We start from the raw sequence: 25,941 nt of genomic DNA, 5'->3' as shown, positions 1-25,941 counted from the left end.
CATGCAGCCGCACCATCAGGACAAGGCCACACTGCTCGAGCGCCTGATCTTCAACAACCGGCCCGTGGTCATTACCTTGTGCGTGCTGGTCAGCATCCTGCTGTTCTGGCAGGCCACGCAGATCCGCCCGTCCACCAGTTTCGAAAAGATGATCCCGCTGCAGCACCCATTCATCGAGCAGATGATGGAACACCGCAACGACCTGGCGAACCTGGGTAACACCGTGCGGATTTCCGTGGAGGCGGTCGAGGGTGACATTTTTGACAAGGCCTACATGGAGACCTTGCGGCAGATCCATGACGAAGTGTTCTACCTGCCGGGTGTCGACCGTGCCGGGCTCAAGTCTTTGTGGAGCCCCAGCGTGCGCTGGAGTGAGGTCACCGAAGAGGGCTTCTCCGGTGGCGAAGTGATCCCCAATACCTACGACGGCTCGCAGGCCAGCCTCGATACACTGCGCGACAACGTGCTGCGCTCCGGGCAGGTTGGTCGGCTGGTGGGCAACAACTTCAGGTCGAGTATCGTCGACGTGCCCTTGCTCGAAAGCTACCCGGACCCGCAGGACCCGGGCCGCCAGGTCAAGCTCGACTACCAGCAGTTCTCGCACCAGCTTGAAGAAAAGATCCGCGACAAGTTCCAGGCCCAGAACCCCAATGTGAAGATTCACATCGTCGGCTTCGCCAAGAAAGTCGGCGACCTGATCGATGGGCTGGTGATGGTGGTCATGTTCTTTGGTGTGGCGTTGGCGATCACCTGGGTACTGCTGTACTGGTTCACCTGGTGCATCCGCAGCACCATTGCCGTGCTTGTCACTACCTTGGTGGCGGTGGTCTGGCAGCTCGGCCTGATGCATGCAGTGGGTTTTGGCCTGGACCCTTATTCGATGCTGGTGCCGTTCCTGATCTTCGCCATCGGCATCTCCCACGGGGTGCAGAAAATCAACGGCATCGCCCTGCAGTCCAGCGACGCCGACAATGCCCTCACGGCGGCGCGGCGCACCTTCCGGCAATTGTTCCTGCCCGGGATGATCGCCATTCTGGCCGATGCCGTGGGCTTCATCACTTTGCTGATCATCGATATCGGCGTCATCCGCGAGCTGGCCATTGGCGCGTCCATCGGCGTGGCGGTGATCGTGTTCACCAACCTGATCCTGCTGCCGGTAGCCATCTCCTACGTGGGTATCAGCAAGAAAGCCATCGAGCGCAGCAAACGGGACGCTACCCGTGAACACCCGTTCTGGCGGCTGTTGTCGAACTTCGCCAACGCCAAGGTGGCGCCGGTATCCGTGGGCCTGGCGCTGTTGGCCTTCGGCGGCGGGCTGTGGTACAGCCAGAACCTGAAAATCGGTGACCTCGACCAGGGCGCGCCAGAATTGCGCCCCGACTCGCGCTACAACCAGGACAACCACTTCATCATCAGCAACTATTCCACCAGTTCCGACGTGCTGGTAATCATGGTCAAGACGCCGCCAGAGCACTGCTCGGTTTACTCGACCCTGGCGCCCATCGACGAATTGATGTGGACGATGGAAAACACCCCGGGTGTGCAATCGGCCATCTCCCTGGTGACCGTGTCCAAGCAGGTGATCAAGGGCATGAACGAGGGCAGCCTGAAATGGGAAACCCTCTCGCGCAACCCGGATGTGCTCAACAACTCCATCGCCCGTGCAGACGGGCTGTACAACGGCGACTGTTCGCTGGCGCCTGTGCTGGTGTTCCTCAACGACCACAAGGCCGAAACCCTGGAACGGGTCACCGCGGCCGCCAAGGCGTTTGCCGAAAGCCACGACAAGGAGGGCCTGCAGTTCCTGCTGGCGGCGGGCAATGCCGGCATCGAGGCCGCGACCAATGAGGTGATCAAGTCGGCCGAGCTGACCATCCTGGTGCTGGTGTACATCTGTGTGGCCATCATGTGCCTGATCACGTTCCGTTCGTTTGCCGCCACCTTGTGCATCGTGTTGCCGCTGGTACTCACCTCTGTGCTGGGCAATGCGTTGATGGCGTACATGGGCATTGGTGTAAAGGTCGCCACCTTGCCGGTGGTGGCGCTGGGTGTAGGTATTGGCGTGGACTACGGCATCTACATCTACAGCCGCCTGGAGAGCTTCCTGCGGGCCGGCCTGCCGCTGCAAGAGGCGTACTACCAGACCCTGCGCTCCACTGGCAAGGCGGTGCTGTTCACCGGTTTGTGCCTGGCCATCGGTGTGTGTACCTGGATCTTCTCTGCCATCAAGTTCCAGGCAGACATGGGCCTGATGCTGACCTTCATGTTGCTGTGGAACATGTTTGGCGCCCTTTGGCTACTGCCCGCCCTGGCGCGGTTCCTGATAAAACCCGAAAAAATGGCAGGCAAGGCCGGGGGGTCAATTTTCGCTCACTGACATGCTGGGTGGATCCAGGTCGCGCCTTCCTGTAGCCAACTGGCCGAACAGCGTGCCGGCCACTTTATGGCCGAACGTTACGGTAGAGCATCACCCTTGAGGTTTCGTGCATGGCACGCGTGAGTTCAGTGAGGCGGCTGAACGCTTCTGGGTGTTGGCCGGCTACGTTGTCCAAAGGCGTTGGTGAGTAGAGGTCGTGAAGTGTCGGTGAGCTGCCGTCGTGCTGCATTTGCAGTAGAAACCGCTTGGTAACGCCTCCGATAACCGGGAAAGTACCTTCTTGAAGCACCAGAGGTACCACACGTTCGCCTTCGGGGGCAGGTTGCATCAAGTCCCGCCCCATGCCGTTGTTCATGTACGGTTTTCCAAGCATCCCCAGCACGGTGGGCAGCAAATCAACCAGGCCGGCGGCCTCGTCGACGTTTCCAGGTTCAACGAGGCCGGGCGCGTAGATGATCATGGGCACATTGTTGCTTTCAAGGCCAAGCTGCTCGAAGGCCGGGGCCATGTGCGGAATCTGGCTGATGCGCGTGTTGTGGTCCCCGAAAAATACAAAAATAGTGTTCTTCAAGAACCCTTCGTTCTCTGCCATCTCCAACAACTTGCCAATGTTGAAGTCCAGAAGACGAACCGCGTTGAACTGCGCTACGCTGCGTGAGCCTGCGTGCTGCACCACCTCAAGCGGCAGATCAAGCGGCTCGAAGCCATCGTTCTCTTTTGGGATCGTAAAGGGTCTGTGGTTCCCAGAGGTTTGCAGGAACGCGAAGAAGGGCTGGTCGTCACGGTGCTCGCCAAGGATTGCTGTACTTTCTTTGAAGAAGTTCAGGTCGGAAATCCCCCATACATCGATACGCGGAGACCGCCAGTCGGGCTCGTCGTAGAGGTGAATGCCGTCCACGCTCTGTTGTACGACAGCATTGATGTTGGCCCAGCCTGCGTTACCACCGATCATGTAATATTTTTCGTAACCCGCCAATGCGTTGAGCAGGCTGTGCTGCTTGGAGATGAGCGGGTTACGGGTTGCAGTCTGCTCCCTCGTCACATCAGGTACGCCAGTAATACTTGCCCACACGGTTTTTGCCGTGCCTGTCACGGGGACGTAGAAATGGCGAAAAAACAGACCTTGGCTGGCGATGCGGTCGAGGTTTGGGGTTGGGTTGAGCGGGTTGCCATAAGCACCCACCGCACTGGTGCCCAATGATTCAAGCATGACAAATACGACGTTAGGTGTCTTGTGGGTGGTAAAAACTGACGGATGCGCTGAATGCTCGCGTTGATAGTTCAAAGTGACGGGGTCAGGTTTCGTGACCCCCAGATAGTTTGCGATTGCTGGGTAATGGCGCCGTGCCTCTTCTTCATCGTAGGAGACACGGTCAACCCGAAGGGTATCGTAAAGAAATAGAACAGGGTTCAATCCCGTTGCAGCGATTTGAGCATTGCCCGTGTAAAACGCATCGCTCCAGCGTAGAGGCACCGGGTTTTTGATATTGAGGTTCTCTAAACGGCCCACCAACCCCAAGAGCGTGACACTTAAAACGATGGCTGTTCCAAACGCTATCGCCCCCCTGGAGATGGGGATTGAGGGTGAGCGAAGGGTGCGCCTTTCGACCCACCTGACGGCCGCCAGCGTGGCCATTATCGCGCACAGCCAGCCGAGGCAAATCCATACAACAGGGTACGTCTGCCAAACCATCTCCGAAGCAGTCTTTGCGTCTTCGAAATAGCGTAATACGGTGGCATTGATCCGGACGCCAAGGTAGGCGTAATGACCAAAATCAATAATGTAAACCAGCAGTACCAGTGAAACGGCCAGCGCCAGGTAGGCATTGGATAGTGTAATTGCGGTGCTGTTAGTCACCAGGTTTATTTTTGGGGCCCACGCCAACAGGGCCAGTGGAGCGGTCACCAGCAACGCAAGCCGAAGATCAAATCGCAACCCGATGCCTGTGGTAAACAGGATGTCGTTGCGGCTCAGTATTTCCTGCAGGGGTACGCCAGAGAACCCCAGTAGGAACACCAGGCGCAGGGCAATGAAGAGGGTAAATAGAACCGCGACTACACCGGCTAGATAACGGAGTCGCCTTGAGTGAGTCCAGTTCATCGAGGCGTCTCGGTAGATTCGGCGGAGGCCGTGTGAGTAGCAAGCGTTGGCGTGGCGATGATGCGGATACGGTGGACTGAAAACCGTGCGAGTGAGCGTAAGCCGTACAGTAGCGCAAGCATTACCAGTGCTGGATCAATCAAATAGTTCCAGTAGTTTTCTGTCGTGCCCAAGTCCAGGCAATAGACCAAGGCAGGGAGCGTCAATACCGTGGCCCCGAACATATTGCCGCTGTGGAGGAAATACAGTGCAATCGCGCCTGTCGCCAGCATCAGCCCTGCAGGCTCGTAACCCCAACGATAGGGATCGAGGTAGCTCAGGCCGAGAGAAGCTGGGTAGAGCAGCATGGCCCCTGCGCCTATAACCCAGAGCAGGTGGCGATGATCGGCTGGAGCAATATCAATGAGCCCGAGCTTTTTCAGGCAATAAAAACAGACCATCACAACGAAGCTGACGGATACGTCATGCGTAAGGCTCCGCACGGCCTCGGTGAGTGTTAGTTCGCCCACTGGCACAAAGGTGAGCGTGACGGCCAGCGCCAGTTTACAACCTTGTAAATAAACGCCGGTGCCAAAGGGAGCGAGCACAAGAAATAGAAGGGCTGCCAGCGCCACGTGTGCTTGAATCAGGTCGATGATCATTTTTTGCCCTCCACCCAGGCGTCACTGAAGCTGACGTGCTTGATGAATGTGTCGTTCCAGGAATACACCAGGTGGTAGCGCCCTGATGTGTCGCGCGTGAAGTACGGGTACTCATACTCGAATCGGCACTTTCCGGACTCACACATACGCTCGCTGACACGTGACAACATCGCGTGTTTGGTCTGGGGTAATGTTGAGCCCCGCGCCGCCCAGGCCTCACCAATCTTTGCGTGGAAGGCGGTTTGGTCGATGGGATCACCCCAAGGGTCGGGGGACTCATCAACGTGGGAAATGAGCGTCCAGTCACGCATTTCCTTATCGGTCTCATAAAGTGTGAGACGGAAACGCCCATCCTCCAGGTCGTTCATCGCTACCAGGAGCTTGCCATTGTCGCGGCCGACAGCCGCAAGTGAAGAGTTGGGATTACTTGGCTCAACCGGCTGGGGCTCGGTCCAATGGCGACCCGAGTCAGTGGTACGGCTTGCGAGAACACGGTGATATCGCTCCCCGGCGTAGCGGAGTAGAGCGACGGCTTCGCGGCCATTTTGAGCCACGATCGTTGGCTGGAGCGAATGCTTGCCCTTGCTGATGCGAAACTTGTCGACGACTTCGCCATTCGAGTTCAAGTACAGGTATTCAGCGAATTTACCCATGAACTCGTGATAGATCGGCAAGCCGATAGAGCCATCCGTATGAAATACCGGTGTACTCCGCACGAGGGTGCTCAGGTTGAAAAAGGGCGTGGTTACCAGCTGGCGAGGTGCAGTCCAGGTCGTGCCTAGATCGTCGGAGTACATGACATTAACGGCGCTTCCGGCCCAACCACCGACTGAGACGGAGACATAGAAAAGCCACAACCGATTGTTCGGTGAAAGCGCAATCACCGGGTTCCCGAGTTTACGAACATGCTTGCGGACGGCTGTTTGCGTACCTATCCGGGTGGCCAGTACCCGCTCCTGGCTCCATTCATCAGCGCGAGGGTCGAACTGGGAAGCACGGATTTGCACATCTGCTGCGCCTTCCCGGCTTCCTGCGAACCATGCCGCAATTGCCCCGCCGTTTGGCAGTGCAGTAATGGAGGCAGAGTGGACGAAGGCCGTCATGTCAGCCGAGGCGAAGCGGTGTTTCACGTCCGGGGCTGATTCGACATTGGTCGCGTGTGCGTTAATCACCGAGAAGTCAGCGACCTTGACAGTGGGTGCCTTGCTCAAAGCGAACCCAAAAACGGTGACGACTACAGACAGGTAGACGGTTTTTTTTAGAAGGCTCATCGCGTGTATCTCACCGCTGGGGAACTGGCTCAGCCTTGACCAAGGCAAAGGTGATCGGGTGGAAATACAGCTCCACCCGTTTGCCCTCTGTGTCAAACCCGTAGATTTCGTAACAGTTGCCCTCCGTCACGCGAAATTTAGTGATGCGGTAGCCGCTCTGCTTGATTGATCGTCTAAAGTCGGACTCAGACTTCCAGGTGGATTTTTCGGCGGTAGCACACAAAGTGTCGGCCTGTGCGACCTGGGTAATGCCAAGAACTGCAGTAAATAGACACAGGTTACGCACGGTGAACCCCCCGTTATTGATTGAGGCGCGAGGCTAAAGAGGGGGAAGTGAAGGATATGTAAAAATTAATATGCGGTTACACACTTCACAACGCACTTCAATGCAGGGAAGTTGACCAGCGGCATCGTTTCTATGGAGGCAATGAAAAGGGTTACCCTGTGCGAATTTCAACGTGCCGCCGTGACGTACGCAATGAGGCTTTTTTTTTCGGTCTTTTCACGAAATTTTCATAGGTGTATCCATAACCTCTCTCGCTTCTTTGGGGAGTAGCCTGCTTTCGAGCTTTCGAAGGCGCCTTGGTCAACATTCTCGGCAATCGCCGTGGTCAAGGCATCCATCCGGACTGGTGAGACCAACGACAACCCTGCGTAGTGAGTCGGGCGCGCAGGGCCGATGTCGTTTGTCTTATGCCCGGCTGGAGTTTGCATTGAGCCCTCTCTCCCTCGTTTTCCTTGCCTTTGCCATGTCGACAGATGCTTTTGCAGCGGCGATCGGCAAAGGGTCCGTCCTCCAGAAACCTAAATTTTCAGAAGCACTTCGGACAGGCGTTATTTTTGGCGCAATCGAAGCTGTTACGCCTGTGGTGGGTTGGTTTCTGGGTCAGGCTGCCAGTGCCTATGTTGAGGCCTGGGACCACTGGATTGCGTTCGGGCTGTTGATCGCGTTGGGTCTACATATGGTTTACAACGGCGTGAAGCCGGAGGAGGCTGAAGTTGAGAAGCCGGTTCAGCATTCTTTCTGGTTGTTGGCTGCGACGGCTTTGGCTACCAGTATTGATGCCCTTGCTGTGGGTATTGGCCTTGCCTTCGTTGACGTGAACATCCTGGTTGCGGCGGCTGCAATAGGCCTCGCGACCACCACCATGGTCACCATTGGCGTGATGCTAGGGCGAGCACTGGGTGCGGTTGTGGGCAAGCGCGCTGAAGTCATCGGCGGCGCTGTACTGATGCTGATCGGCGCGACGATCCTGTACGAGCATTTGACGGCGATCTAGCGCATGGCGAAACCCCCGAAACGCCAGAGCCGACCGTTGAGAAAACAGCAACGCCCTGGCGCTATAATCCAGACCCCTTTACCCCGGTGCCTCCCATGTCTGCTCTCGCAACCGCCTTGACCTCTTGTGACATGATTCTCATCGATGGGCTGCATGCCTTCGACTTCACCTGCGATGAAAACGGCCTGACCATCGAATGCATGGATGGCCGCCAGCTCCGTCGCTGGGTGTTCACCGCCGATCAGGTGGCCGCAGCCTCCCGTGAAGGGAACGACTGGTGTATCGCTGCTGCCGAAACTGAGCATCGGCTTACCTGCCTGGATGCATTTCGCGCACCGGATGAAGACGACCATGAACCGGACCTGGAAGACACTGCTGACCGCTAGCCTCATGCCCGTAGTCCTCAATGCCCAGGCGGCTACGCTGCTGGTGGGCAGCTACACCGACAGCCCCAGCAAGGGCATCTACCGCTACGCATTCGATACCACCACCGGCAGGATTACCCCCGCGCCGCTGCAGGTGGTGGAGAGCGTCAGCCCGTCATGGCTGGTGCTCTCGGAAGACAACCGGCAACTGTTCGCGGTCAATGAAACGCCCCAAGGCCATGTGAGCAGTTTTGCCGTTGGCAGCGACGGCGCCATCACCTTCATCAACCAGGTTTCCAGCCTGGGTGACGAGCCCACCCACGCCAGCCTCAGCCAGGACCAGCGCTACCTGTTCGTGGGCAATTACTCCGTCAGCGCCGAAACCGGCGGCAGCCTGGTGGTGCTCCCTGTAGACAAGCACGGCAAGCTCGGGCCTGCGGTGCAGCAGGAGCGGCACGTGCCCAGTGGCGTCAACCCCGAACGCCAGGCCGGTGCCCATGTGCATGCCATGGTTCCATCACCGGATGGCCAGCATGTGTATGCCAGTGACCTGGGCGCAGACAAGGTGTTCATCTACCGCTACGACGGCGCCAGCCAGGGCCACCCCTTGACCCCCGCCATTCCCCCGGCAGCTGCCTTGCCACCCGGCAGCGGCCCCCGTCACCTGGTATTCGATGCCAAGGGCAGCCATGCCTACCTGACGCTGGAGATGAGCGCCGAGGTGGTGGTGTTCGATGTGCAAAAAGGCGCGCTGGTGGAACGCCAGCGCCTGCCATTGACCGAGCGGCCTGAGGCAGCAGCGAAGGCCGCTGGCGGTTTGCACCTGTCAGCCGACGGTCGGTTCCTGTACGTCAGCAATCGCGGCACGGTGAACCAGATAGTGGTGTTTGCGGTGGGCAAGGATGATGGTCGGCTGGCGCTGTTGCAGCGCCGCTCCGTAGAGGGTGACCACCCCCGTGAATTCACCCTGGACCCCAGCGGCAATTTCCTGCTGGTCGCCAACCAGAAAAGCAACGAGATCGTGGTGCTGCACCGCGACCCGCTCAGCGGCAAGCTGGGCGAGGCGGTGCAGACACTGCACCAGCCCGCGCCCTCGGACCTGAAGTTCATTCCCTAGCCGTTAGCCGCACACTTCTACGTCGCTGAGGCCATTGCCTTGGCGGCGAACCTGGATCTGCACCGGGATGCGCTCGTGCATTTCCTGCACATGGGAAATGACCGCCACCTTGCGGCCTTGGGCCTGCAGGCCATCGAGGGCATCCATGGCCAGTTGCAGGGACTCAGGGTCGAGGCTGCCAAAGCCCTCATCGATGAACAGCGATTCGATACGCAAGGTGCTGGACGCCATCGACGCCAGCCCCAGGGCCAGGGCCAGCGACACCAGGAACGTTTCCCCGCCTGACAGCGAATGCACCGAGCGCAGCTCATCACCCATCTCGGTGTCAAGTACCAGCAGGCCCAGCGCGCTGCCACCACGCTTGAGCCGGTAGCGACGTGCCAACTGGCGTAGCTGGGCATTGGCATGGTGCAGCAGCAGGTCGAGGTTGTAGCCCTGGGCGATCTTGCGGAATACGTCGCCGGACGCCGAGCCGATCAGGCTGCTGAGCCGGGCCCAGCGTTGCCACTGCTGGCGGGCCTGCTCGATCTGCCCGGCCAGCGCCTGGTGGGCCTCTTGGCGGCGTTGGTCATCGGCCTGTTGCCCGCGCAGTTCGGCGCACTGCTGTTCGTGGCTGGCCAAACGCTGTTGCACGTCGCTCAAGGCCTGTTCAAGCGCCTCGGCAGAGCTGTCCACCGCCATCTGCGCGGCATGCTGTTGCAGGCGCTGTTGGCGTTCCTGCTGGAGCACACGGCCCTGCTCAACGGCCTTCTCAGAGGCCTGCAAACGGGTGCGCAAGGCATCGACTTGCCCATCGTCCATCCCCAGTAGCCGTTCCAGCCCGCTGTCGTCCAGCTCGGGATGGGCACCGCGCCACTGCTCGACCTGCGTTTGCAACGCCTGGGTTTCCGCCTCGAGGGCCTGGTGCTGTTGAGTGTTGGCGCCGAGTTCGCTGGCCAGCTGCACGCCTTGTGTGCGCAGGGCCTGCAGGCGCTGGGCGGTTTCGGCCTCCAGCGCCCGGGCGTGCTCCACCGCGGTTTCCATGTGCTGCTGCCAGGCTTCAGCGCTGGTGTGGGAGGCTAGCAATTCAATCAGCGATGCCTGGGCTTGCTGGCGCTGCGCATCCAGGCTGGCGAGTTTCTGCTGTTGCTGCTGCAGGCTCACAATGCGCGTTTGCTGCTGGCCGTTCAGCTTGTCGAGTTCGGCCTGACGGGTTTGCAGGTCCTGCTGTTCGTCCTTGCGCCGTTCGACCTGCTCCAGGCGCTGGGCAATCTGCTGGTCGAGGGCGAGGAAGGCATTGGCGGGGTCTTCCTGCAGGGCCTTCACAGTGCTGGTTGGCAGCACGCTGGCCAGGTCGCCCAGCCCTTGCTCCAGCTGCTGCTGGTCAGTGGCCAGTGCCTGGTGCTGCTCGGCCAGGTGGCGCTGTGCCTGTTGCTGGGCTTCTTGAGCGGCGTGTAGCTGCTGGGTCAGCTGCGCTGCATCCTTTTGCAGGGCGAGCAGGGCACGTTGGCGCTTTTCGTCGCGGTCAATCTCGTCGGTGAGGCGACGCAGTTGGCCGTCGAGCCAGGTGCCGCGGGCCTGATCGTCCTGGGGGGCGAGTGCGTGCCACAGGCTGTGAGACTGCACCTGCGCCTGCAGTGGCTGCAAGTGTTCGGTCAGCTGCTGTTGCTGCTGGTGCAGCTCCTTGAGCTGGGCGTTGATGACGCCCAGTTGGGTGCGCAGCTCTACCAGTTGGGCGCCAAGGGTATCGACCTGTTGCTGGGCGTTTTGCTGCTCTGCCTGGTCGTTAAGGTCCAGGCTCTGCAGCAAGGCGTCGGGCTGGTGGAACGGGTGCTCGGCGCTGCCACACACGGGGCACGGCTCGCCCTCGTGCAACTGGCTGCGCAGTTCCTCGACGCTGGTGTTACGGGCCAGGCGCTGGCGCTCCAGCAATTGGCGGGTCAGGGTAAGCGCCTGTTGCGCGGCGTCCAGTTCAGCCTTGGCGGCGGTGCCTTGGGCAATCAGTTGCTGGCGCTGCTGCATGGCCTGCTGCTGGCGCTGGCGGGTGGTGTCCAGTTGCTGGCGCAGCTCGTGCTCGCGGGCATGCAGGCGTGACAGCTCCTCGACGGCCCGGTGCTGTTTGCGGTTGTCCTGCAGCATGCCGCTCAACAGGTCCACTTGTTCGGCCAGTGCTTGGGGTTCGGCATTGGCTTCGCGGAACAGCAGTTCGAACGCATCACGCTTGGCCTGCCACTGGGCGGTGGCCTGGCTGGCCTGGGCCTGCAGCCCCGGCAGCTCTTCGCGGCCCTTGGCCAACCGGCCCCCCACCAGCATCACTTGCTTCAACTGGGGCAGGTAGGCTTGCCAGGCTTGTGCCAGCTCAGCCAGGTGCTGGCTGCTGGAAAGCGCGGTATCGATCTGCGCCAGGTTCTGCTCGCTGCGCTGCTGGTTGGCCTGCAGTTGCTGAATTTGCGCCTGGCCCTGGGTGACTTCTTGGTCGGCCTGCAGCTGGGCGGCATGCTGCGCTGCCAGTTCTTGTTCAAGCCTTGCCACCGTGTCCTGGGCGGCAAAGGCCTGGCGCAAGCGCGGGGTGCTTTCGCTGTAATGGGCCTGGCTATCGACCAAGGCCTTGGCTGCTGCGGCGAGTGTTTGTTCGAGTGCAGCGGCATCACGCTGCAGTTGCGCGTCCTGCTGCTGTTGCTGGTCGATTTTCGACGCCATCGACGCCACCTGTGCGCTCAAGGCCTGCCGGCGGATGAACGCATGGCGTTGCGGGGCCAGGCGTTGCAGGCGCTGCAGGTCCAGCCGGGCATCGGCCAGTTGCTGCCACTGCTGCTCGGCGGCCTGTAGTGCGCTACTGGCTTCAGTCAACTGCGTTTGCAGCTGCTGTTGCTCATGCAGCCAGGTGCGTTGCTGTTCCAGTTGCCGCTCGGCAGCCTGATCGGCCTTGAGCTGTTGCTGCGCCTGCTGCAGGTGTTGGTCGAGCGCTGCCCGTGCTTCGGCAGCCAGAGGCAGGAGGTGGCTGGCACGCTCCTTCAGCGCATTATGGGCATCGCCAGCTTCGCGTGCCTTGCTGAATGCGCGTTGGCCCAGGCGAGTATAAATAGCCGTGTTGGTGAGCTTCTCCAGCAGTTCGCTGCGCTCACGGTCGTCGGCTTTGAGGAAGGCGCCGAATTCGCTTTGGGCCAGCATCACCGCCCGGGTGAACTGCTCGAAATTCAACCCCAGGCGTGCCTCTACCAAGGCTTTGTACTCATTCTTGGCGCTGGCCAGCACCTGCTCGCTGTCGAGGTCGTAGAAGCTCTGGCGGCTGAGTTGCAACTTGCCGTTGGCCTTGTCGCGGGCGCGGTTGGCTTCCCAGCGGGCGCGGTAGCGACGCCCGTCGATGCCGACGAAGTCAACCTCTGCAAAGCCGCTACCGGTGCCCCGGCGCAGCAGGTTGCGCGGGTCGGAGGTGGGTATTTCACCGTCTGTATCGGGCACCTTGGCTTCACGGCCAATGTCGTTCAGCCGTGGCACCGTGCCGAACAACGCCAGGCACAGGGCATCGAGCAAGGTGCTCTTGCCGGCGCCGGTTGGCCCGGTGATGGCGAACAGGCCGGCGCTGGCCAAAGGTTCGCGCGTGAAGTCGATGTCCACGGGGCCTGCCAGCGAGGCGAGGTTCTTCAAACGAATGGCGAGAATTTTCATGGCTGTTCCTCTTCCTGCAGCACGTCTTGCAGCAACAGGGCGAAGTCGGCCAGCGCCTGCTCGTCGGCAGGCTGGCCGTAGGCCTGTTCCCAGGCGCGGCCAAACAGGTCGTGCGGGGTCATCTGGGCCAGTTCGACAAAGGCCTGTTCGTCGTCATCGGCCTGGTGGCGCCCGGCGTATTCGACGCCGATGCGGATCAGCCGCACAGCCTTGCCTTCAAGCGCGGCCTCTATCTGCTGGCGCAGGTCGGGTTGCGGCTCGTCCAGCACAACGCGCACTTCAAGCCAGGGCTTGCGGTTGGGGTCATCCAGCAGGTCGATGACCGGCAGGTCGGCCAACTGCGCCAGCACTTCGCCCAGCGGCGCCGGGCCCAGGCGTTGCAAGGCCACGGCACGTGGCACCGGGCGCGGCTCCACACTGACCAGCGCGGCACCGTCCAGCTCCACTTCCAGCACCTGATGGGGGTAGTTGACCTCGGCAAACGACAAGGGGATGGGCGAGCCGCTGTAGCGGATGCGGTCTTCGCGGTTGACCTTTTGTGGTTTGTGCAGATGGCCCAGCGCCACGTAGCTGATCGCTTTGTCGAACAGCCTGGCTGGCAGCGCTTCGGCATTGCCGATGATCAGGCTGCGTTCGGAGTCTTCCGACACCGCGCCGCCGGCCATGTGCGCATGGCTGATGGCGATGAGCGCCTGATCCTTGCGGCGCCTGGCCTGGGCTGCGGCGATCAGCTGCTGGTGCACCTGGGTGATGCCCTGCAGGTAATCGTCGCCCAATTGCAGGCCGGTGACTTCGGCCGGGCGCAGGAAGGGCAGGGCCAGGCACCATGCCGTGACCTTGCCACGGCTGTTGGTCAACGGGATGAGTAGCCGCTCGGCATCCAGCTGGCCTTCATCCAGCCAGTGCACGCGGCCCAGGGCGTGGGTACGCAGGCGGCGCATCAGCGCCGCAGGCAGCTCGATGCGCGAGCCGGAATCGTGGTTGCCGGCGATCATCACGATGTCCAGTTTGGGCTGTTGCTCATGGGCATTGACGATGAAGTCGTACAGCCGCTCCTGGGCTTTGACCGGCGGGTTGACGGTGTCGAAGATATCGCCGGCAATCAGCAGCGCGTCGGGCTGACGCAGTTGGAGTTGGCCGAGCAGCCAGTCAAGGAAACAGGCGTGTTCGAAGTCGCGTTCCTGGCCGTGCAGGCTTTGGCCCAGGTGCCAGTCGGAGGTGTGAAACAGACGCATGGGTGACCTGTTGGTGTCGAGTCGAGCAAGCGTTGGGGCTTGGCTTTGGGAGTGGGGCGTATGGTAACCCATCGCGAGCTACCTGCTGCCATGCCAGGTACCCCGTGGCAGAGCGTGGGGCGTTATTTGGGGTAGAGGGGCGGGAGGCTGCCGGTGTCGGTGGTTGGCAACAACACGTGTTCGGCTGGCGGTATGGTGCCGATTGCGCGCCACAAGTCTTCACCCTGCCAATGCTGGCCGCTCTCACTGTACAACGCGCCATTCAGGCCATCCAGCGCGTCCGACAGGGGCACGAAGCGCGCGGCCATCTCGGCCAGGGTTTCTGGCTGTTGGCGGGCCCATGCATCCAAGGCCTGGCGGGTGGCCTGGGGGTCGTTGGCAAGGCACGCGCGCTTGAGGTCGTCCAGCAAGGTGCGCGGGCTGGGGCCTGCCTGCGCGGTGCGCAGCACGGCAGGCTGCGACCGGGCGCGCCACCACAGGGTAAACCCCAGCAGGGTGGTGAGGGCGAACACCATCGTTGCCAGTTGCCAGGGCCACGACGGGTTGCTGGCGCTGCGGTTGTCGCCAACCGGCGTTTCGGCGGTAAGTGCCGGGTTGTCCAGCACGGTGATCGCCCGCGCCGGCAGGCTGCTGTGCTCCAGGTGATCCTCGCGGGTATTCCACCAGGTGACTTCCAGCGCAGGCAGGGCCAGCGCGCCGCTGTGGGTGGGGACTAGCGCTTCGCGCTCCTCCCGGGTGGCCGTCATGCCGCGCTCGCTGACTTCGTTGCGCAGCAGGGGCTGGTCGGGGTAGCGCCGCAGGCCAGGGGCTTCGGTAGCCGGCAGGGGCGGCAGTTGGGTGCTGGACAACCCTTCGGCGCGCAGCGTCACGTTGCGGGTCAGCGAGTCGCCAATCTGCACCTGCTGGCTGCCGGGGTCCGGGCTCCAGCGCTCTTCCAGGCTCAGGCCACGCGCCGGCAGCCAGGGCTTGTCAGCAGGCCAGCCGGGCGGGATGGCCCGCACATTCAGGCGCAGAGGCAGCGAGCTGACCTGCACCTGGCGGCCAGTGCGCGCACCGCTGGTTGGCTGCGCCTCTTCGTTACTGGCCGCTGCAGTGGCGGTGAAGGTCAGTGACGGGATAGCCAGGGTGCCGCTTTGCTGGGCGTACACTGCGTAGCGCGTTTCGATCACACCGTGCCTGACGCCGTTGATTTCCTTCTCGTAGGTGCGCGATTCACCCAGCGGTTCCACCTTGGCGTTGTCCAGTTGCAGCGGGCTGAGGCTGCTGTCGTCGTACAGGGCTACGGAGTGGTAGATGCGCAGCGTCAGCACCGCTTGGGCCTGCACGTACACGTCGGGGGCGTCGAGCGTGGCCTCGATGAATACCTGGGCGTTGTCCTGGCGGCTGGCATCGGCTTGCAGCACCTGCAGGTCGATGGGTTGGCTGTACGACTGGCCCAGCTGCAGGGCCGGGATGCGCAGGCTGCCGCTGCGCCGCGGCAGCAGGGTGATGATCCAGCGGGTGCTGGCCCGGGTTTCACCGTCCAGGCTGTGCAGGCTGTTGAGCTGGCGGGTGCTGCGCACGTCGAAGTCGCCCTCGAGGGCACGCAGGTCCGGTTTGCCGAACTCGGTCACATCCTGGCTTTCCAGCGTCAGCTCAAGGCTTTCACCGGCCTCCAGGCGGCTGCGGTCGACGCTGGCGGTCAGCGAGGGTTCGGCATGGGCCAGCACGGCCCACAGCAGACTGAGGAGAAAGACGCCGTAGCGACTCATTGTGTTGGGGTTTCCTGATGCAATTGCTGTTCATACCAGAATTTGCGCCGCAGCAGCTGCGCCGGGTTGTCCGGGATTTCCCGCAGCCATTGTTCCAACGCCTGACGCTGCTCGGCGTCCAGTGCATTGGATGCCGGGCGCTGTGGGGGCTGGACGACGCTGTCATCGTCGCCGGCCTGGTTGCCCGGGCTGGCCTGGCTATTGTCGCTGCTGTCCCCGCTGTTGTCTGCGCCTGCCTGTGGGTCGTTGCCGGGTGTGCCCTCGGCCTGGCTGCTGGCCGAGCTGCTGTTGCCGTCGGTTTCCCGGCCGGGCGTGCCTTGGGCCTCGCCGCTGGCGGGCTGTTCTTCGGCCTTGCCCTGGCGCTGTTGCAGCATTTGCTCGACCAGCGCCTGGTTAGCCAGCGCTGCCTGCAAGTCTGGCTGGCGGTCCAGTGCCTGTTCATAGGCATCCAGGGCGGCTTCCAGTTCACCGCTGCGTGCCAAGGCGTTGCCGCGGTTGTAGTGGTCGGCAGCTGTATCCCCCTGGGAAAATGCCTCGGCGGCCCCTGCATAGTCACCGGCCTGGTACAGCGCCATGCCGCGCCATTGCGGGTTCTGGAAGTGGCGTGCGGCGCTGGCCGGGCGGTTTTGCTCAAGCAGGTGCTGGCCTTGCTGGTCGGGCCGCAGCCACAGGTCGGTGAACTCGAAGGCGTGGCTGGGCTGAGGCACGGCCAGCAACAACGGCAGGCAGAACAACCAGCCGCGCCGCCCGGCGCAGGCCGCCAGCAGCAACAGGGGGATGAGCAACCAGTAACCCTGGTCGGCCCAGCTGTCCAACTGCAACGTCTGCCCCTCGTTGCGCGCCGTACGCGGGTTGTCGAACAGCCCCAGGCCGCGCAGGTCGAGGTCGTCGATACGGGCATGCCGGTAGCGCCCGCCGGTACCACTGATAAAACCCTTGAGCGCGGCGTTGTCCAGCCTGGGCAGCAGAATGCCCCCCTGATCGTCCTTGAGATACTCACCGTTGGCCTGCCGCACGGGCGCGCCGTCGCGGCTGCCAATCCCCAGCATCAGCAGGCTTGGCCCCTGGCGGCCCAGCGCCTGGCTGATACCTTGGCGCTCTGCCGCGCTGAGTGACGAACCGATCAACAGCAGCCGCCCCTGGCCCAGGCCGCTCTGGGCCAGTAATGCCAGGCCTTTCTGCACGGCCAGGTCAGCGCGTTGGCCGGGCTTGGGCATGATCGAGGGGTCGATGGCCTCAAGCAGGTTGCGGGTGGTCGCCAGGTCGTCGGACAGCGGCACCAGGGTGTGCGCAGAACCTGCATAGACCACCAGCGCAGTCTGGCTGTCGCGGCGGTGCTCGAGCAGGTCGAGCACCTTGCGCCGAGCCTGCTCCAGGCGGTTGGGCGGGCTGTCCTCGGCGAGCATTTGCGGGGTGAGTTCCAGCAGGATCACCAGCGGGTCGGCGGGGCGCTGGCGGCTCTCTTCCACGCGTTGCCAACTGGGGCCCAGCAGGGCCAGCACCGCCAGTGTCCAGGCCAGGCCAAGGGCCACCCATGGCAGCTTGCTGGTGCTGCCACTGCCACCCCCCAGCAGCACACCATGGAACGCCGCTGGCAGGATCATCTGCCAGCGCCCGGCGCGCTTGCGCCGGTGCCAGAGCTTGAACAGCAGCCAGGCCAGCACAGGCACGGTCAACAGCCACAGGGGGCGCAACCATTGCGGCCAGAGTTCGATCATCGTGGTTTCCTCAGGCGCAGGCGCTTGAGGCGCTGGCGCCATTCGGGGTGCGGCTGCAGGAAGCGCGGCTTGCGTAACTGGCGTTGCAACAGGTTGTCGGGCCATTGCACTGCCACCACCAGCAGCACGCTCAGTAGCAGCGCCAACGCCAGTGGCCAGGCATACAAGGCCTTGGCCGTACGCGCCTGGGTGGGCTGCTGGGCCACCGGTTCCAAGCGGTCAAGGGTATCGCCGATGGCGCTCAGCTCGGCGCCATCGTGGGCGCGGAAATACGCGCCGTGGGTAATCTCGGCGATTTCCCGCAGCGAGGCTTCATCCAGGTCCAGGCTTGGGTTGAGGCCGAGCAGGCCAGGCGTGCCGGTGGCGTCCGGGTTGGCACCGATACCGATGGTGTAGATACGCACGGCCTCCTGCGCGGCCAGCCGGGCAGCGGTCAGCGGGTGAATCTGCCCGCCGTTGTTGGCACCGTCGGTGATCAGCACCAGCACCCGGCTTTGCGCGGGGCGCTGGCGCAGGCGCTTGACCGCCAGGCCAATGGCGTCGCCCAGCGCGGTGTTCTTGCCGGCGATGCCGATTTGCGCTTCGTCAAGGAAGGTGCGCACGGTGCGCCGGTCGAAGGTAAGCGGGGCTTGCAGGTACGCCTGGCTGCCAAACAGGATCAGGCCAACCCGATCGCCCCGGCGGTCCTGCAAGAAGTCGCCCATCAACGCCTTCACCAGGTCCAGCCGGCTGATATCGTCGTTTTTCCACTGCATGTCGGGGAAGTCCATCGACCCCGACACGTCCACCGCTACCAGCAAGTCGCGACCGCTGGCCGCCACTGGCACGGGTTCGCCCAGCCATTGCGGGCGTGCGGCCGCCAGCAGCAACAGCGACCAGATGATGATGAAGGGTGCCTGGTGGCGCCAGGTGGGCAGGTTCAGCCGCGCCCGGCGCCCGGCCAGGCCTTCCAGCTCGCGCAGGAAGCCCACCTTCAGCACCGGCTCGCCGCTGTCGGCAGCCGGCAGCAGCAGCCGTGCCAGCCAAGGCAGCGGCAACAGCACGAAGACCCACGGCCAGGCCAGCTCAAACATGTTTGCGGATCCAGGTTTCGACGGCCTGACTGAGCCCGACGATTGCCTTGTCGTCGAGCCGACACTCAGGCTTGTAGGCGCCTTCTACCAGCACCATCCAGCGCGTCAGGCCAGCCGCTGGGCAGCGGTTGTCGAGAAACGCCAGCCATTGCCGGCCATTGAGCGTATGACTGTTGGCGAAAGGGTAGTGGCTGCGGCACAAGCGCTTGAGCAATGCATTGAGCTGCTGCAGCCAGGCACCGGCCGGGGCGTTGTCGTAAGGGCGCGCCAGGCGGGCCAGCTCGTCGAGGGCGGCAACACGGGCCGGGTCCAAGGGTTGCTCGGCACGCACCACGCGGCGCTTGCGCGGCCGCCAGTGGCGCACCCGCCACAGGCCCCAGCCTGTCAGTGGCAGCAACGCCAGCAACACCCACCAGCCCGGTGCCGGTGGCCACAGGCTTACAGCGGCCGGTGCGATCAGTGGCTGCAACTGGTCCAGGGGGTTCACGGGTTGCTCCCCCCGCGTTGGGCGCTCAGGTATTCACGCAGTTGCTCGATCATCTCGCTCTGGGTGCTCAGCGGCATCAGCAGCACCCGCAGCTTCTGCGCCATCAGCTCCCAGCGTTCGATACGGGCCTCTGCCTGCTGCCGGTAGGCCAGGCGCAGGCCATCGTCCAGGGTGTCGAGCTCCAGTTGCGCGCCACGCTGGGCAAAGCGCAGCAGGCCAGCGGCCGGCAGGGCATGGTCGAGCGGGTCTGACACCGGCATCAGCAGCAGATCGCAATGCCGCGACAGCATGGCCAGGTGCTGCTCGCACTGAGGGGTCAGCGAGCGCTCGTCACAGATCACGATGGCCAGGCTGCCGGGGCGCAGCACCTCGCGCGCACGGCGCAGGGCCAGGCCCATGCTGTCGGCCTGGGCAACGCCCTCGGTGTGCAGTGACTGGTTGACCTTGGCCAGCCGGTTGAGCAGTTGCAGCAGGCTCTGCTTGCTGCGCCTGGGCTTGATTTCGTGCGGGTCGTTGTCGCCGAACACCAGGCCGCCGATCCGGTCGTTGTGGCCCAGCGCCGCCCAACCGAACAGTGCCGCTGCCTGAGCCGCCAGCACCGACTTGAACATCAGCCCCGAGCCAAAGAACAGCCGTTGGCTTTGCTCGACCAGAATGAAGATGGGCCGCTCGCGCTCCTCATGGAACAGTTTGGTATGCGGTTCCTGGGTACGTGCGGTAACCCGCCAGTCGATGTTGCGCACGTCGTCGCCTGCCTGGTAGACCCGCACCTGGTCGAAGTCCACGCCGCGCCCGCGCAGCTTGGAGTGGTGCAGGCCCACCAGCGGGCTGCGTTGGCCCGGCTTGGAAAACAGCTGGATCTCGCGCACGCGGTGGCGCATGTCGATCAGCTCGGCAAGGCCGATGCGGATGCCGGGTTCGGCCAGCTGGGAGGGCGGCATGGGTCAGGCGACGGCGACGACGTCGAGGATGCGCTGGACCACCCGGTCCTGGTCGATCCCCGCTGCCTCGGCCTCGAACGAGAGGATGATGCGGTGGCGCAGCACATCGAACAGCACCGCCTGGATGTCCTCGGGGCTGACAAAGTCACGCCCGGCCAGCCAGGCGTGGGCGCGGGCGCAGCGGTCCAGGGAGATGGAGCCACGCGGGCTGGCCCCGTAGGCGATCCAGTCGGCCAGCTCGGTGTCGAACTTGGCCGGGGTGCGGGTGGCCATCACCAGCTGCACCAGGTACTCCTCCACCGCATCAGCCATGTACAGGCCCAGGATTTCCTTGCGTGCGGCAAAAATGGCCTGCTGGCTGACCCGGCGCTCGGGCTTGGTTTCGCCGCCCAGGGCTTCGCCGCGGGCCTGGGCCAGGATACGGCGCTCTACAGCAGCGTCGGGGAAGCCGATCTTGACGTGCATCAGAAACCGGTCGAGCTGGGCTTCGGGCAGCGGGTAGGTGCCTTCCTGCTCGATCGGGTTCTGCGTGGCCATCACCAGGAACAGCGGCGACAGGTCGTAGGTGCTGCGGCCCACGCTGACCTGGCGCTCGGCCATGGCCTCGAGCAGGGCGGACTGCACCTTGGCCGGCGCCCGGTTGATTTCGTCGGCCAGCACCAGGTTATGGAAGATGGGCCCCTGCTGGAACACGAAGCTGCCGGTTTCGGGGCGATAGATCTCTGTGCCGGTGATGTCGGCCGGCAGCAGGTCAGGGGTGAACTGGATGCGGTGAAACTGCGCCTCGATGCCCTCTGCCAGTTCCTTGATGGCCTTGGTCTTGGCCAGGCCCGGCGCGCCCTCTACCAGCATGTGGCCATCGGCGAGCAGGACGATCAGCAGCCGCTCGACCAGCTTTTCCTGGCCCAGGATCTGGGTGGAGAGAAAGGTGCGCAGCGCGATCAGCGCTTCACGGTGTTCCATCGATGGCGGTTCCTGGTAGGGGGCCACGGGCTGCTGATAGCAGCAGCCCTGGCAAGGGCTGATACTTTAATCCATCCGGGGGGGCGGCGACCAATGGCGGCTTGGAAATTTATCCGCGGCCGTGCGCTGGCAACTGCAGAAATGTCCGGCCCAGGGTGGGGCATTGGCTGATGGTGGGGCGGTGGCGGGCGGCGCTTGCTTGTGTTTTTCAGCGAGCAGGCGCGACCATGATGAAGGCCGATAGCCCCAGCTTTGACTCAACCAGCCCAGTCACACTGCGCTTTGGCGTGTTTTTCGACGGTACGGGTAACAACCAGCACAACGCGCTGGCGCCATCACCCAAGGGCGGGAAGGGCGCGAGCTACGAGAGCGCCCTGACCAATGTGGCCCTGTTGCACGCGCTCTACCCGGTGCATTCGTTGCGGGGCGAACCATTGCAAGTGTGCTTCAAAGTTTACGTGGCCGGTATCGGCACCCAGGCCGGGGAGGCGGACGATGCGTATTCGTCGGCAACCGGCCGCGGCCGTAGCGGGGTGCAGGCGCGGGTGGAGGAGACCTTGGCCGACATCGCCCGGGCGTTGGCGCAGTGGCGGCAGCAGCACCCGCACGCCAACGTGCAGTGCGTGGCGTTCGACCTGTTTGGCTTCAGCCGTGGCGCCGCAGCGGCGCGGCACCTGGCCAACCTGTTGCATGATCGCGGTGCGATACCGCTGAACTGCGCTGTGAATGTGAATTTCGTCGGCCTGTTCGACACGGTGGCGGCCATCATCGCACCGCTACGAGGCGGCTTCGACCCGGCTGATGAACGCCTGGGTGGCCTGCGCCTGGGCCTGAGTGCCGGCATTGCCCGGCAGGTGGTGCAGTTGGTGGCTGCCGATGAGCAGCGGCATAACTTCCCGTTAGTACTCAGTGGCCACGACATCCGGTTGCCGGGTGTGCATTCGAACATCGGTGGTGGCTACCCGGACACGACCCATGAGCAGGTATTGCTGTGCAAGCCCGAGTCCCAGCACGTGCCGTTGGCCACGCGTGTCGAGCACACGGGTGCCTACGCCAAAGTGGCCGCCTTGCAGGGTGGCCTGGCTGGCAAACTGGGTGATCCGGCCCCGGAACTGGTGACCTGGGAGCACCCCGTCCCTGGCGGCGCGCGGGGCGAGGAACAGAAGCAGGTCTATGTGGCGCTGAGCCGGGCACGAGACGTGGCGGGGCATCTGTCGCGGGTGTACCTGAGCATCATGCATGCATTGGCGCTGCGGGCCGGCGTACCCCTCGCGCCGCTGGGCAATGACCCGCATCACCAGGTGCCTGAAGACTTGCATGCCATAAGCCGCAAACTGCATGCTTACGCGTTGGGCGAACAGAAGCAGCTGGGGCTGGACGCCGCCGAAGCGCGCCTGCTGCAAGCCCGCTACGTGCATACATCGGCGCACTGGAATGCCCTCAAAGGGCTGCGCAGCAGTGCACTCGACGCGCTGTTCATCAACCGGCCCGCGGCGGCGGGCCGGGTAATCCTTGCCAACCCGGTCTAGCGGCTGTTCGGGGCGCGGCTGAGCGCCGGGGTTGGCGCCACCTATCGATCACGTTGATGAATACTATCGACTGGCGTGCCTCCGGCTCTGCCACCCAGCCCTTTACAATCACCCCCCTGATGTCACCCGCCTTGCGCCTGTTCCAGGCGCCCTGTAATGGAATTTTGCCCAATGCCAAGCGCCAGCCCGGCCCCTCGCGGTCTGCCCGAGCACAATCAACAGAGCCTGACCCAGCAGTGGTTGGCGATTCTTTCGGTCGCCGTTGGCGCATTCGCCCTGGTGACCAGTGAATTCCTGCCGGTGGGGGTGCTCAACGATGTGGCCAACGACCTGGGCATCAGTGCCGGCCTTGCCGGGCTGATGGTGACCTTGCCCGGTATCATGGCCGCCCTGGCGGCACCGGCCATTTCCGTAGGGGTCGGCGGGCTGGACCGTCGTTACCTGCTGATCGGCCTGACGCTGGTGATGATCCTGGCCAACGCGATAGTGGCCTTCGCCGGCAACTTCCACCTGTTGCTGCTCGGCCGCGTGCTGCTGGGCGTGAGCATCGGCGGCTTCTGGGCAACCGCCATCGCGCTGAGCGGCCGCCTGGCACCTGACGGCATGGGCGTGGCCAAGGCCAACTCGATCATCATGGCCGGTGTCACACTGGCCACGGTGGTGGGCGTACCGGTAGGTACCTGGCTGAGTGGCTTGATGGGCTGGCGCATGACCTTTCTGGTCACTGCACTAGTCGGCGTGCCGGTGCTGTTGGCCCAGGTGTTCCTGCTGCCACGGCTGATGCCGGAGCAGGCCATCCGCGTGCGTGACTTGCCCGCGCTGTTCATCAACCCGCAGGCGCGTGTCGGCCTTATTGCGGTGCTGCTGATAGGCATGGCGCACTTTGCCGCCTATACCTACGTAGCGCCGTTCTTCAAGCAAAGTGCGGGCTTCGATGGGCCCACGATCGGTTCACTGTTGCTGCTCTACGGGGTGGCCGGCTTCATGGGCAATATCTTTGCAGGGTTCGCTGCCAACCGAAGCGTGCGCCACAGCCTGTTGCTGGTAGCGCTGCTGATTGCGCTGAGCACCGCGTTGTTCCCGCACTTCGCCACCGGCATGAGCGGTGCGGCGATGCTGATTGCCCTGTGGGGCTTCGCCTTCGGCGCGTTCCCCGCGTGCGCCAACATCTGGATGTTCGTGGTAGCGCCCAAGGATGTGGAGCGGGGCATGCCGCTGTTCGTGGCCATGTTCCAGGTGATTATCGCGGTGGGGTCGTTCTTTGGCGGTCAGGTGGTCGACCACCTGGGCACCGGCGTATTGCTGAGCATGGCCACTGCCCTTGCAGGGTGCGGCTTTGTGACCGTGCTGGTATTGGGGCGTGGTGTCAGCAATGAGTTGGCTGGGCAGCCTGGCTGATCGAAGTGCCAGCCCCATCCAACTGAACGTTGCGCAATGCTGCCCGGTCGCATCCTTACACCACTCGATAAGGATGTGCGTCATGAAAGCGATCAAGCAATTGTTCACTGGCCTTGCCCTGATTGGCACCCTGAGCGCCGCTTCGGCCTGGGCCGACCAGCCTGGCGCTGACTGGAAAGTGAACAAGGACCAGGCCGAGGCTGCCTTGAAAGGTGCTGGCTACACCCAGATCACCAAGATCGAGGCAGACGATGGTCACTGGGAAGGTGAGGGCATCAAGGCCGATGGCAAGCAGTATGAATTCAAGGTCGACCCTCGCGATGGGCGCATCGTCAAGGATGAGTTGGACGACTGATCAAGTGCCAGGCCCGCGCAGTCGTGCGGGCCTGGTGCGTTCGATCAGCGGCGCAGCAGGCGCGACACCACCAGGGTGATGGCTGCGGTAATTGCCAGTGCGGCAATGGGTTTTTCCTTGACGAAGGTCGACACGCAATCCACGGCATCGCCGTAGCTCTTGGTCACCTGGCCTGCCGCCTGGCGGCCTTCGCCTTCGGCTTCCAGTGCCGGGTCATCTACCAGCCGGCCCACAGCGCTCTGTGCCTTGCCCGCAAGATTCTCTGCTACACCTTCGATCTGTTCGCGCTTCATGGTTTGGTCATCCTTTCTCTGAACGGCATGGGTTAACAGCACAAGGTTAGGGCGCCCAGGGTGTGGAATGGTTCAAACTCAGCGTAATCGGTGCAGCCTTGGTCATCGCGCCGTCAGCGTGCCTTGTCTTCCAGCAGGCGCGCCCCGCTGCCTTCCTGGCCCAGTACGTCCTGCGGGTTACGCAGCGGGCATTCATCCAGTGACAGGCAGCCGCAGCCTATGCAGTTGTCGAGGTTGTCGCGCAAGGCCTCCAGCATGCGAATGCGGCTGTTCAGGTCTTCGCGCCAGGCGCTGGACATTTCACCCCACTGGGCGGCCGTGAGCTTGCTGTTGGGCGGATAGCGCCCCAGGGCGCGCTTGATTTCTTCCAGGGCGATGCCGGTACGTTGGGCCACTTTGATGATTGCCAGCGTGCGCAGCACCAGGGACGGGTAGCGGCGCTGGTTGCCAGCCGTGCGGGTGCTGGCGATCAAGCCTTTGCTTTCGTAGAAGTGCAACGCCGACACGGCCACGCCGCTGCGCCTGGCCACTTCGCCCACCGTCAGCATCCGGGTTTTGTCCGCTGCCATGCGTCGTTTCTCCAGGGGTCAGGGGGCAGGTGAGGGGGAACGGTCCCGGCGCATCTGCGTCACCAGGCTAAAACGGTCGGCAGGGTGGACCGTTTCGGAAACTGCCATCAAATCACCGTTTTCTTCACGGTAGTGGCGGATGATCTCAAGCCCGGGCGCCCCAACCTCGGCTTTCAGGGCACGGGCCACCTCGGCGCTGAGCACCACAGCCCGTACCTGCTGGTCCACCACCGCGATCACCCGGCCATAGTGCTGCTCGATGAGCCCTGCAATCAGCTGATCGGGGTTTGCCTGAGCCTTCTCGATGACCTGTTCGTAGTCCCGTTGTGCATACACATCCGTCCAGCACAGCGGCGCGGCATTCTGCTGGTGGTCTACACGGATGCTGGACACACAGAAGTAATGCTCGCCCGGCACCAGGCCCAGCCGTGCCGCCTCGCTCAGGTCCGCCACAAAGTGACGCACGTTCTGGATTTCCCGCTGCTGGGTCTCGGCAAGGTGGGCGAGGTCGGCAATGCTGGCCAGCGAGTGGGAGTAACCACCACGCGGGCTGCTGGCCTCGACCCGGGTACCCACGCGCTTGCGCCGCGACACCATGCCCTGGCCTAGCAACTGGTCAATCGCCGCCCGCACCGTGTGGCGGCTCACGCTGTACAGCTCGCACAGCTCGAACTCGGTGGGCAGCAAGCCGCCCACCGGGTAGCGGCCGCTGGCAATGGCCTCCATCAAGTCCTTGGCCACGATGGCATAGCGCGCCTTGTTCATACCTTTGGTCTGTCTCGCAAATTTCGTCGGTTGACAGTGTAACAGCGACGAGGCAAGAATTATG

The 25,941-nt window shown here is 63.1% G+C and carries 22 protein-coding genes and 1 riboswitch; of the genes, 7 read left to right on the top strand and 15 right to left on the bottom strand.

All coding sequences use genetic code 11. The annotated features are described in order from the left end of the window. Position 1: 1 nt before the first annotated feature. On the top strand, positions 2-2,377 hold the full coding sequence (locus tag IAE36_RS17560; RefSeq protein WP_201213743.1) for an efflux RND transporter permease subunit: 2,376 nt from the start codon (positions 2-4) through the stop codon (positions 2,375-2,377). Between the two features lie 64 nt (positions 2,378-2,441). Here the strand turns inward: IAE36_RS17560 and IAE36_RS17555 are convergent, their stop codons facing one another. From IAE36_RS17555 to IAE36_RS17540, 4 genes are read right to left on the bottom strand one after another with little or no spacing between them, the layout of a single operon-like run. Beyond that, the gene (locus tag IAE36_RS17555; protein ID WP_201213722.1) at positions 2,442-4,478 is read right to left on the bottom strand and encodes an LTA synthase family protein; all 2,037 of its coding nucleotides are present in this window, start codon (positions 4,476-4,478) and stop codon (positions 2,442-2,444) included. Further along, positions 4,475-5,119: a hypothetical protein gene (locus IAE36_RS17550; RefSeq protein ID WP_201213720.1), complete on the bottom strand. Its 645-nt coding sequence runs from the start codon at positions 5,117-5,119 to the stop codon at positions 4,475-4,477. The genes IAE36_RS17555 and IAE36_RS17550 overlap by 4 nt, the downstream gene beginning before the upstream one ends. Beyond that, entirely contained in the window at positions 5,116-6,390 is a 1,275-nt protein-coding gene (locus IAE36_RS17545) for a sialidase family protein (RefSeq protein ID WP_201213718.1), read from the bottom strand. The genes IAE36_RS17550 and IAE36_RS17545 overlap by 4 nt, the downstream gene beginning before the upstream one ends. Before the next feature lie 10 nt (positions 6,391-6,400). Then, complete coding sequence (locus tag IAE36_RS17540; protein ID WP_201162672.1) at positions 6,401-6,676, bottom strand: PepSY domain-containing protein; 276 nt, start codon at positions 6,674-6,676, stop codon at positions 6,401-6,403. 249 nt (positions 6,677-6,925) lie between these two features. Next, positions 6,926-7,096, top strand: a riboswitch (yybP-ykoY riboswitch). Positions 7,097-7,103: 7 nt separating this feature from the next. On the opposite strand from IAE36_RS17540, the gene mntP reads away from it, so the two are divergent. The 3 genes from mntP to IAE36_RS17525 all read left to right on the top strand — a co-directional run bounded on the left by mntP (position 7,104) and on the right by IAE36_RS17525 (position 9,152). Beyond that, positions 7,104-7,670, top strand: a complete 567-nt coding sequence (mntP, locus tag IAE36_RS17535; protein ID WP_201162674.1) for a manganese efflux pump MntP — start codon at positions 7,104-7,106, stop codon at positions 7,668-7,670. Positions 7,671-7,765: 95 nt separating this feature from the next. Next, positions 7,766-8,056, top strand: a complete 291-nt coding sequence (locus IAE36_RS17530) for a DUF5629 family protein (protein ID WP_201213717.1) — start codon at positions 7,766-7,768, stop codon at positions 8,054-8,056. Next, on the top strand, positions 8,022-9,152 hold the full coding sequence (locus IAE36_RS17525; protein ID WP_201213714.1) for a lactonase family protein: 1,131 nt from the start codon (positions 8,022-8,024) through the stop codon (positions 9,150-9,152). The genes IAE36_RS17530 and IAE36_RS17525 overlap by 35 nt, the downstream gene beginning before the upstream one ends. Before the next feature lie 3 nt (positions 9,153-9,155). Here IAE36_RS17525 and IAE36_RS17520 read toward each other — a convergent pair whose 3' ends face one another. From IAE36_RS17520 to IAE36_RS17485, 8 genes are all read right to left on the bottom strand, one after another. Further along, positions 9,156-12,800, bottom strand: a complete 3,645-nt coding sequence (locus IAE36_RS17520; RefSeq protein ID WP_201213712.1) for an AAA family ATPase — start codon at positions 12,798-12,800, stop codon at positions 9,156-9,158. Beyond that, the gene (locus tag IAE36_RS17515; RefSeq protein ID WP_060482133.1) at positions 12,797-14,035 is read right to left on the bottom strand and encodes an exonuclease SbcCD subunit D C-terminal domain-containing protein; all 1,239 of its coding nucleotides are present in this window, start codon (positions 14,033-14,035) and stop codon (positions 12,797-12,799) included. Before IAE36_RS17515 ends, IAE36_RS17520 begins: the two co-directional genes overlap by 4 nt. Positions 14,036-14,157: 122 nt before the next feature. Beyond that, entirely contained in the window at positions 14,158-15,786 is a 1,629-nt protein-coding gene (locus IAE36_RS17510) for a BatD family protein (protein WP_201213710.1), read from the bottom strand. Continuing rightward, entirely contained in the window at positions 15,783-17,504 is a 1,722-nt protein-coding gene (locus tag IAE36_RS17505; protein ID WP_201213709.1) for a tetratricopeptide repeat protein, read from the bottom strand. Before IAE36_RS17505 ends, IAE36_RS17510 begins: the two co-directional genes overlap by 4 nt. Further along, positions 17,501-18,577 carry a vWA domain-containing protein gene (locus tag IAE36_RS17500; RefSeq protein WP_060482135.1) on the bottom strand — a complete coding sequence of 359 codons (1,077 nt, stop codon included), beginning with the start codon at positions 18,575-18,577 and terminating at the stop codon, positions 17,501-17,503. The genes IAE36_RS17505 and IAE36_RS17500 overlap by 4 nt, the downstream gene beginning before the upstream one ends. After that, positions 18,570-19,064, bottom strand: a complete 495-nt coding sequence (locus IAE36_RS17495) for a DUF4381 domain-containing protein (RefSeq protein WP_060482136.1) — start codon at positions 19,062-19,064, stop codon at positions 18,570-18,572. Before IAE36_RS17495 ends, IAE36_RS17500 begins: the two co-directional genes overlap by 8 nt. Further along, positions 19,061-20,005, bottom strand: coding sequence for a DUF58 domain-containing protein (locus IAE36_RS17490; protein WP_201213707.1), 945 nt, complete (start codon positions 20,003-20,005; stop codon positions 19,061-19,063). Before IAE36_RS17490 ends, IAE36_RS17495 begins: the two co-directional genes overlap by 4 nt. 3 nt (positions 20,006-20,008) lie before the next feature. Continuing rightward, positions 20,009-20,968 (bottom strand): AAA family ATPase, encoded by a 960-nt coding sequence (locus IAE36_RS17485; RefSeq protein ID WP_003247242.1) that lies wholly within the window; start codon positions 20,966-20,968, stop codon positions 20,009-20,011. Positions 20,969-21,195: 227 nt separating this feature from the next. Here IAE36_RS17485 and IAE36_RS17480 point away from each other — a divergent pair, with 227 nt between their 5' ends. The 3 genes from IAE36_RS17480 (at position 21,196) to IAE36_RS17470 (ending at position 24,250) form a co-directional block, all read left to right on the top strand. After that, positions 21,196-22,497: a T6SS phospholipase effector Tle1-like catalytic domain-containing protein gene (locus IAE36_RS17480; RefSeq protein ID WP_201213705.1), complete on the top strand. Its 1,302-nt coding sequence runs from the start codon at positions 21,196-21,198 to the stop codon at positions 22,495-22,497. Positions 22,498-22,668: 171 nt separating this feature from the next. Further along, positions 22,669-23,895: an MFS transporter gene (locus IAE36_RS17475; protein WP_201213703.1), complete on the top strand. Its 1,227-nt coding sequence runs from the start codon at positions 22,669-22,671 to the stop codon at positions 23,893-23,895. Positions 23,896-23,977: 82 nt separating this feature from the next. After that, complete coding sequence (locus IAE36_RS17470; RefSeq protein WP_201213701.1) at positions 23,978-24,250, top strand: PepSY domain-containing protein; 273 nt, start codon at positions 23,978-23,980, stop codon at positions 24,248-24,250. Between the two features lie 44 nt (positions 24,251-24,294). On the opposite strand, the gene IAE36_RS17465 is transcribed toward IAE36_RS17470, so the two are convergent. The 3 genes from IAE36_RS17465 to IAE36_RS17455 form a co-directional block, all read right to left on the bottom strand. Then, the gene (locus tag IAE36_RS17465; RefSeq protein ID WP_028632405.1) at positions 24,295-24,543 is read right to left on the bottom strand and encodes a CsbD family protein; all 249 of its coding nucleotides are present in this window, start codon (positions 24,541-24,543) and stop codon (positions 24,295-24,297) included. A 113-nt stretch (positions 24,544-24,656) separates the two neighbouring features. After that, positions 24,657-25,112: a redox-sensitive transcriptional activator SoxR gene (gene soxR, locus IAE36_RS17460; protein WP_201213698.1), complete on the bottom strand. Its 456-nt coding sequence runs from the start codon at positions 25,110-25,112 to the stop codon at positions 24,657-24,659. A gap of 18 nt (positions 25,113-25,130) precedes the next feature. Then, on the bottom strand, positions 25,131-25,877 hold the full coding sequence (locus IAE36_RS17455) for a GntR family transcriptional regulator (RefSeq protein ID WP_201162694.1): 747 nt from the start codon (positions 25,875-25,877) through the stop codon (positions 25,131-25,133). Positions 25,878-25,941: the final 64 nt, after the last annotated feature.

Source organism: Pseudomonas sp. S36 (assembly GCF_016647875.1).
GTDB classification, from domain to species: Bacteria; Pseudomonadota; Gammaproteobacteria; order Pseudomonadales; family Pseudomonadaceae; genus Aquipseudomonas; species Aquipseudomonas parafulva.
The sequence above is the reverse complement of the archived record's forward strand: the minus strand, read 5'-3'. Positions and strand labels throughout refer to the sequence as shown.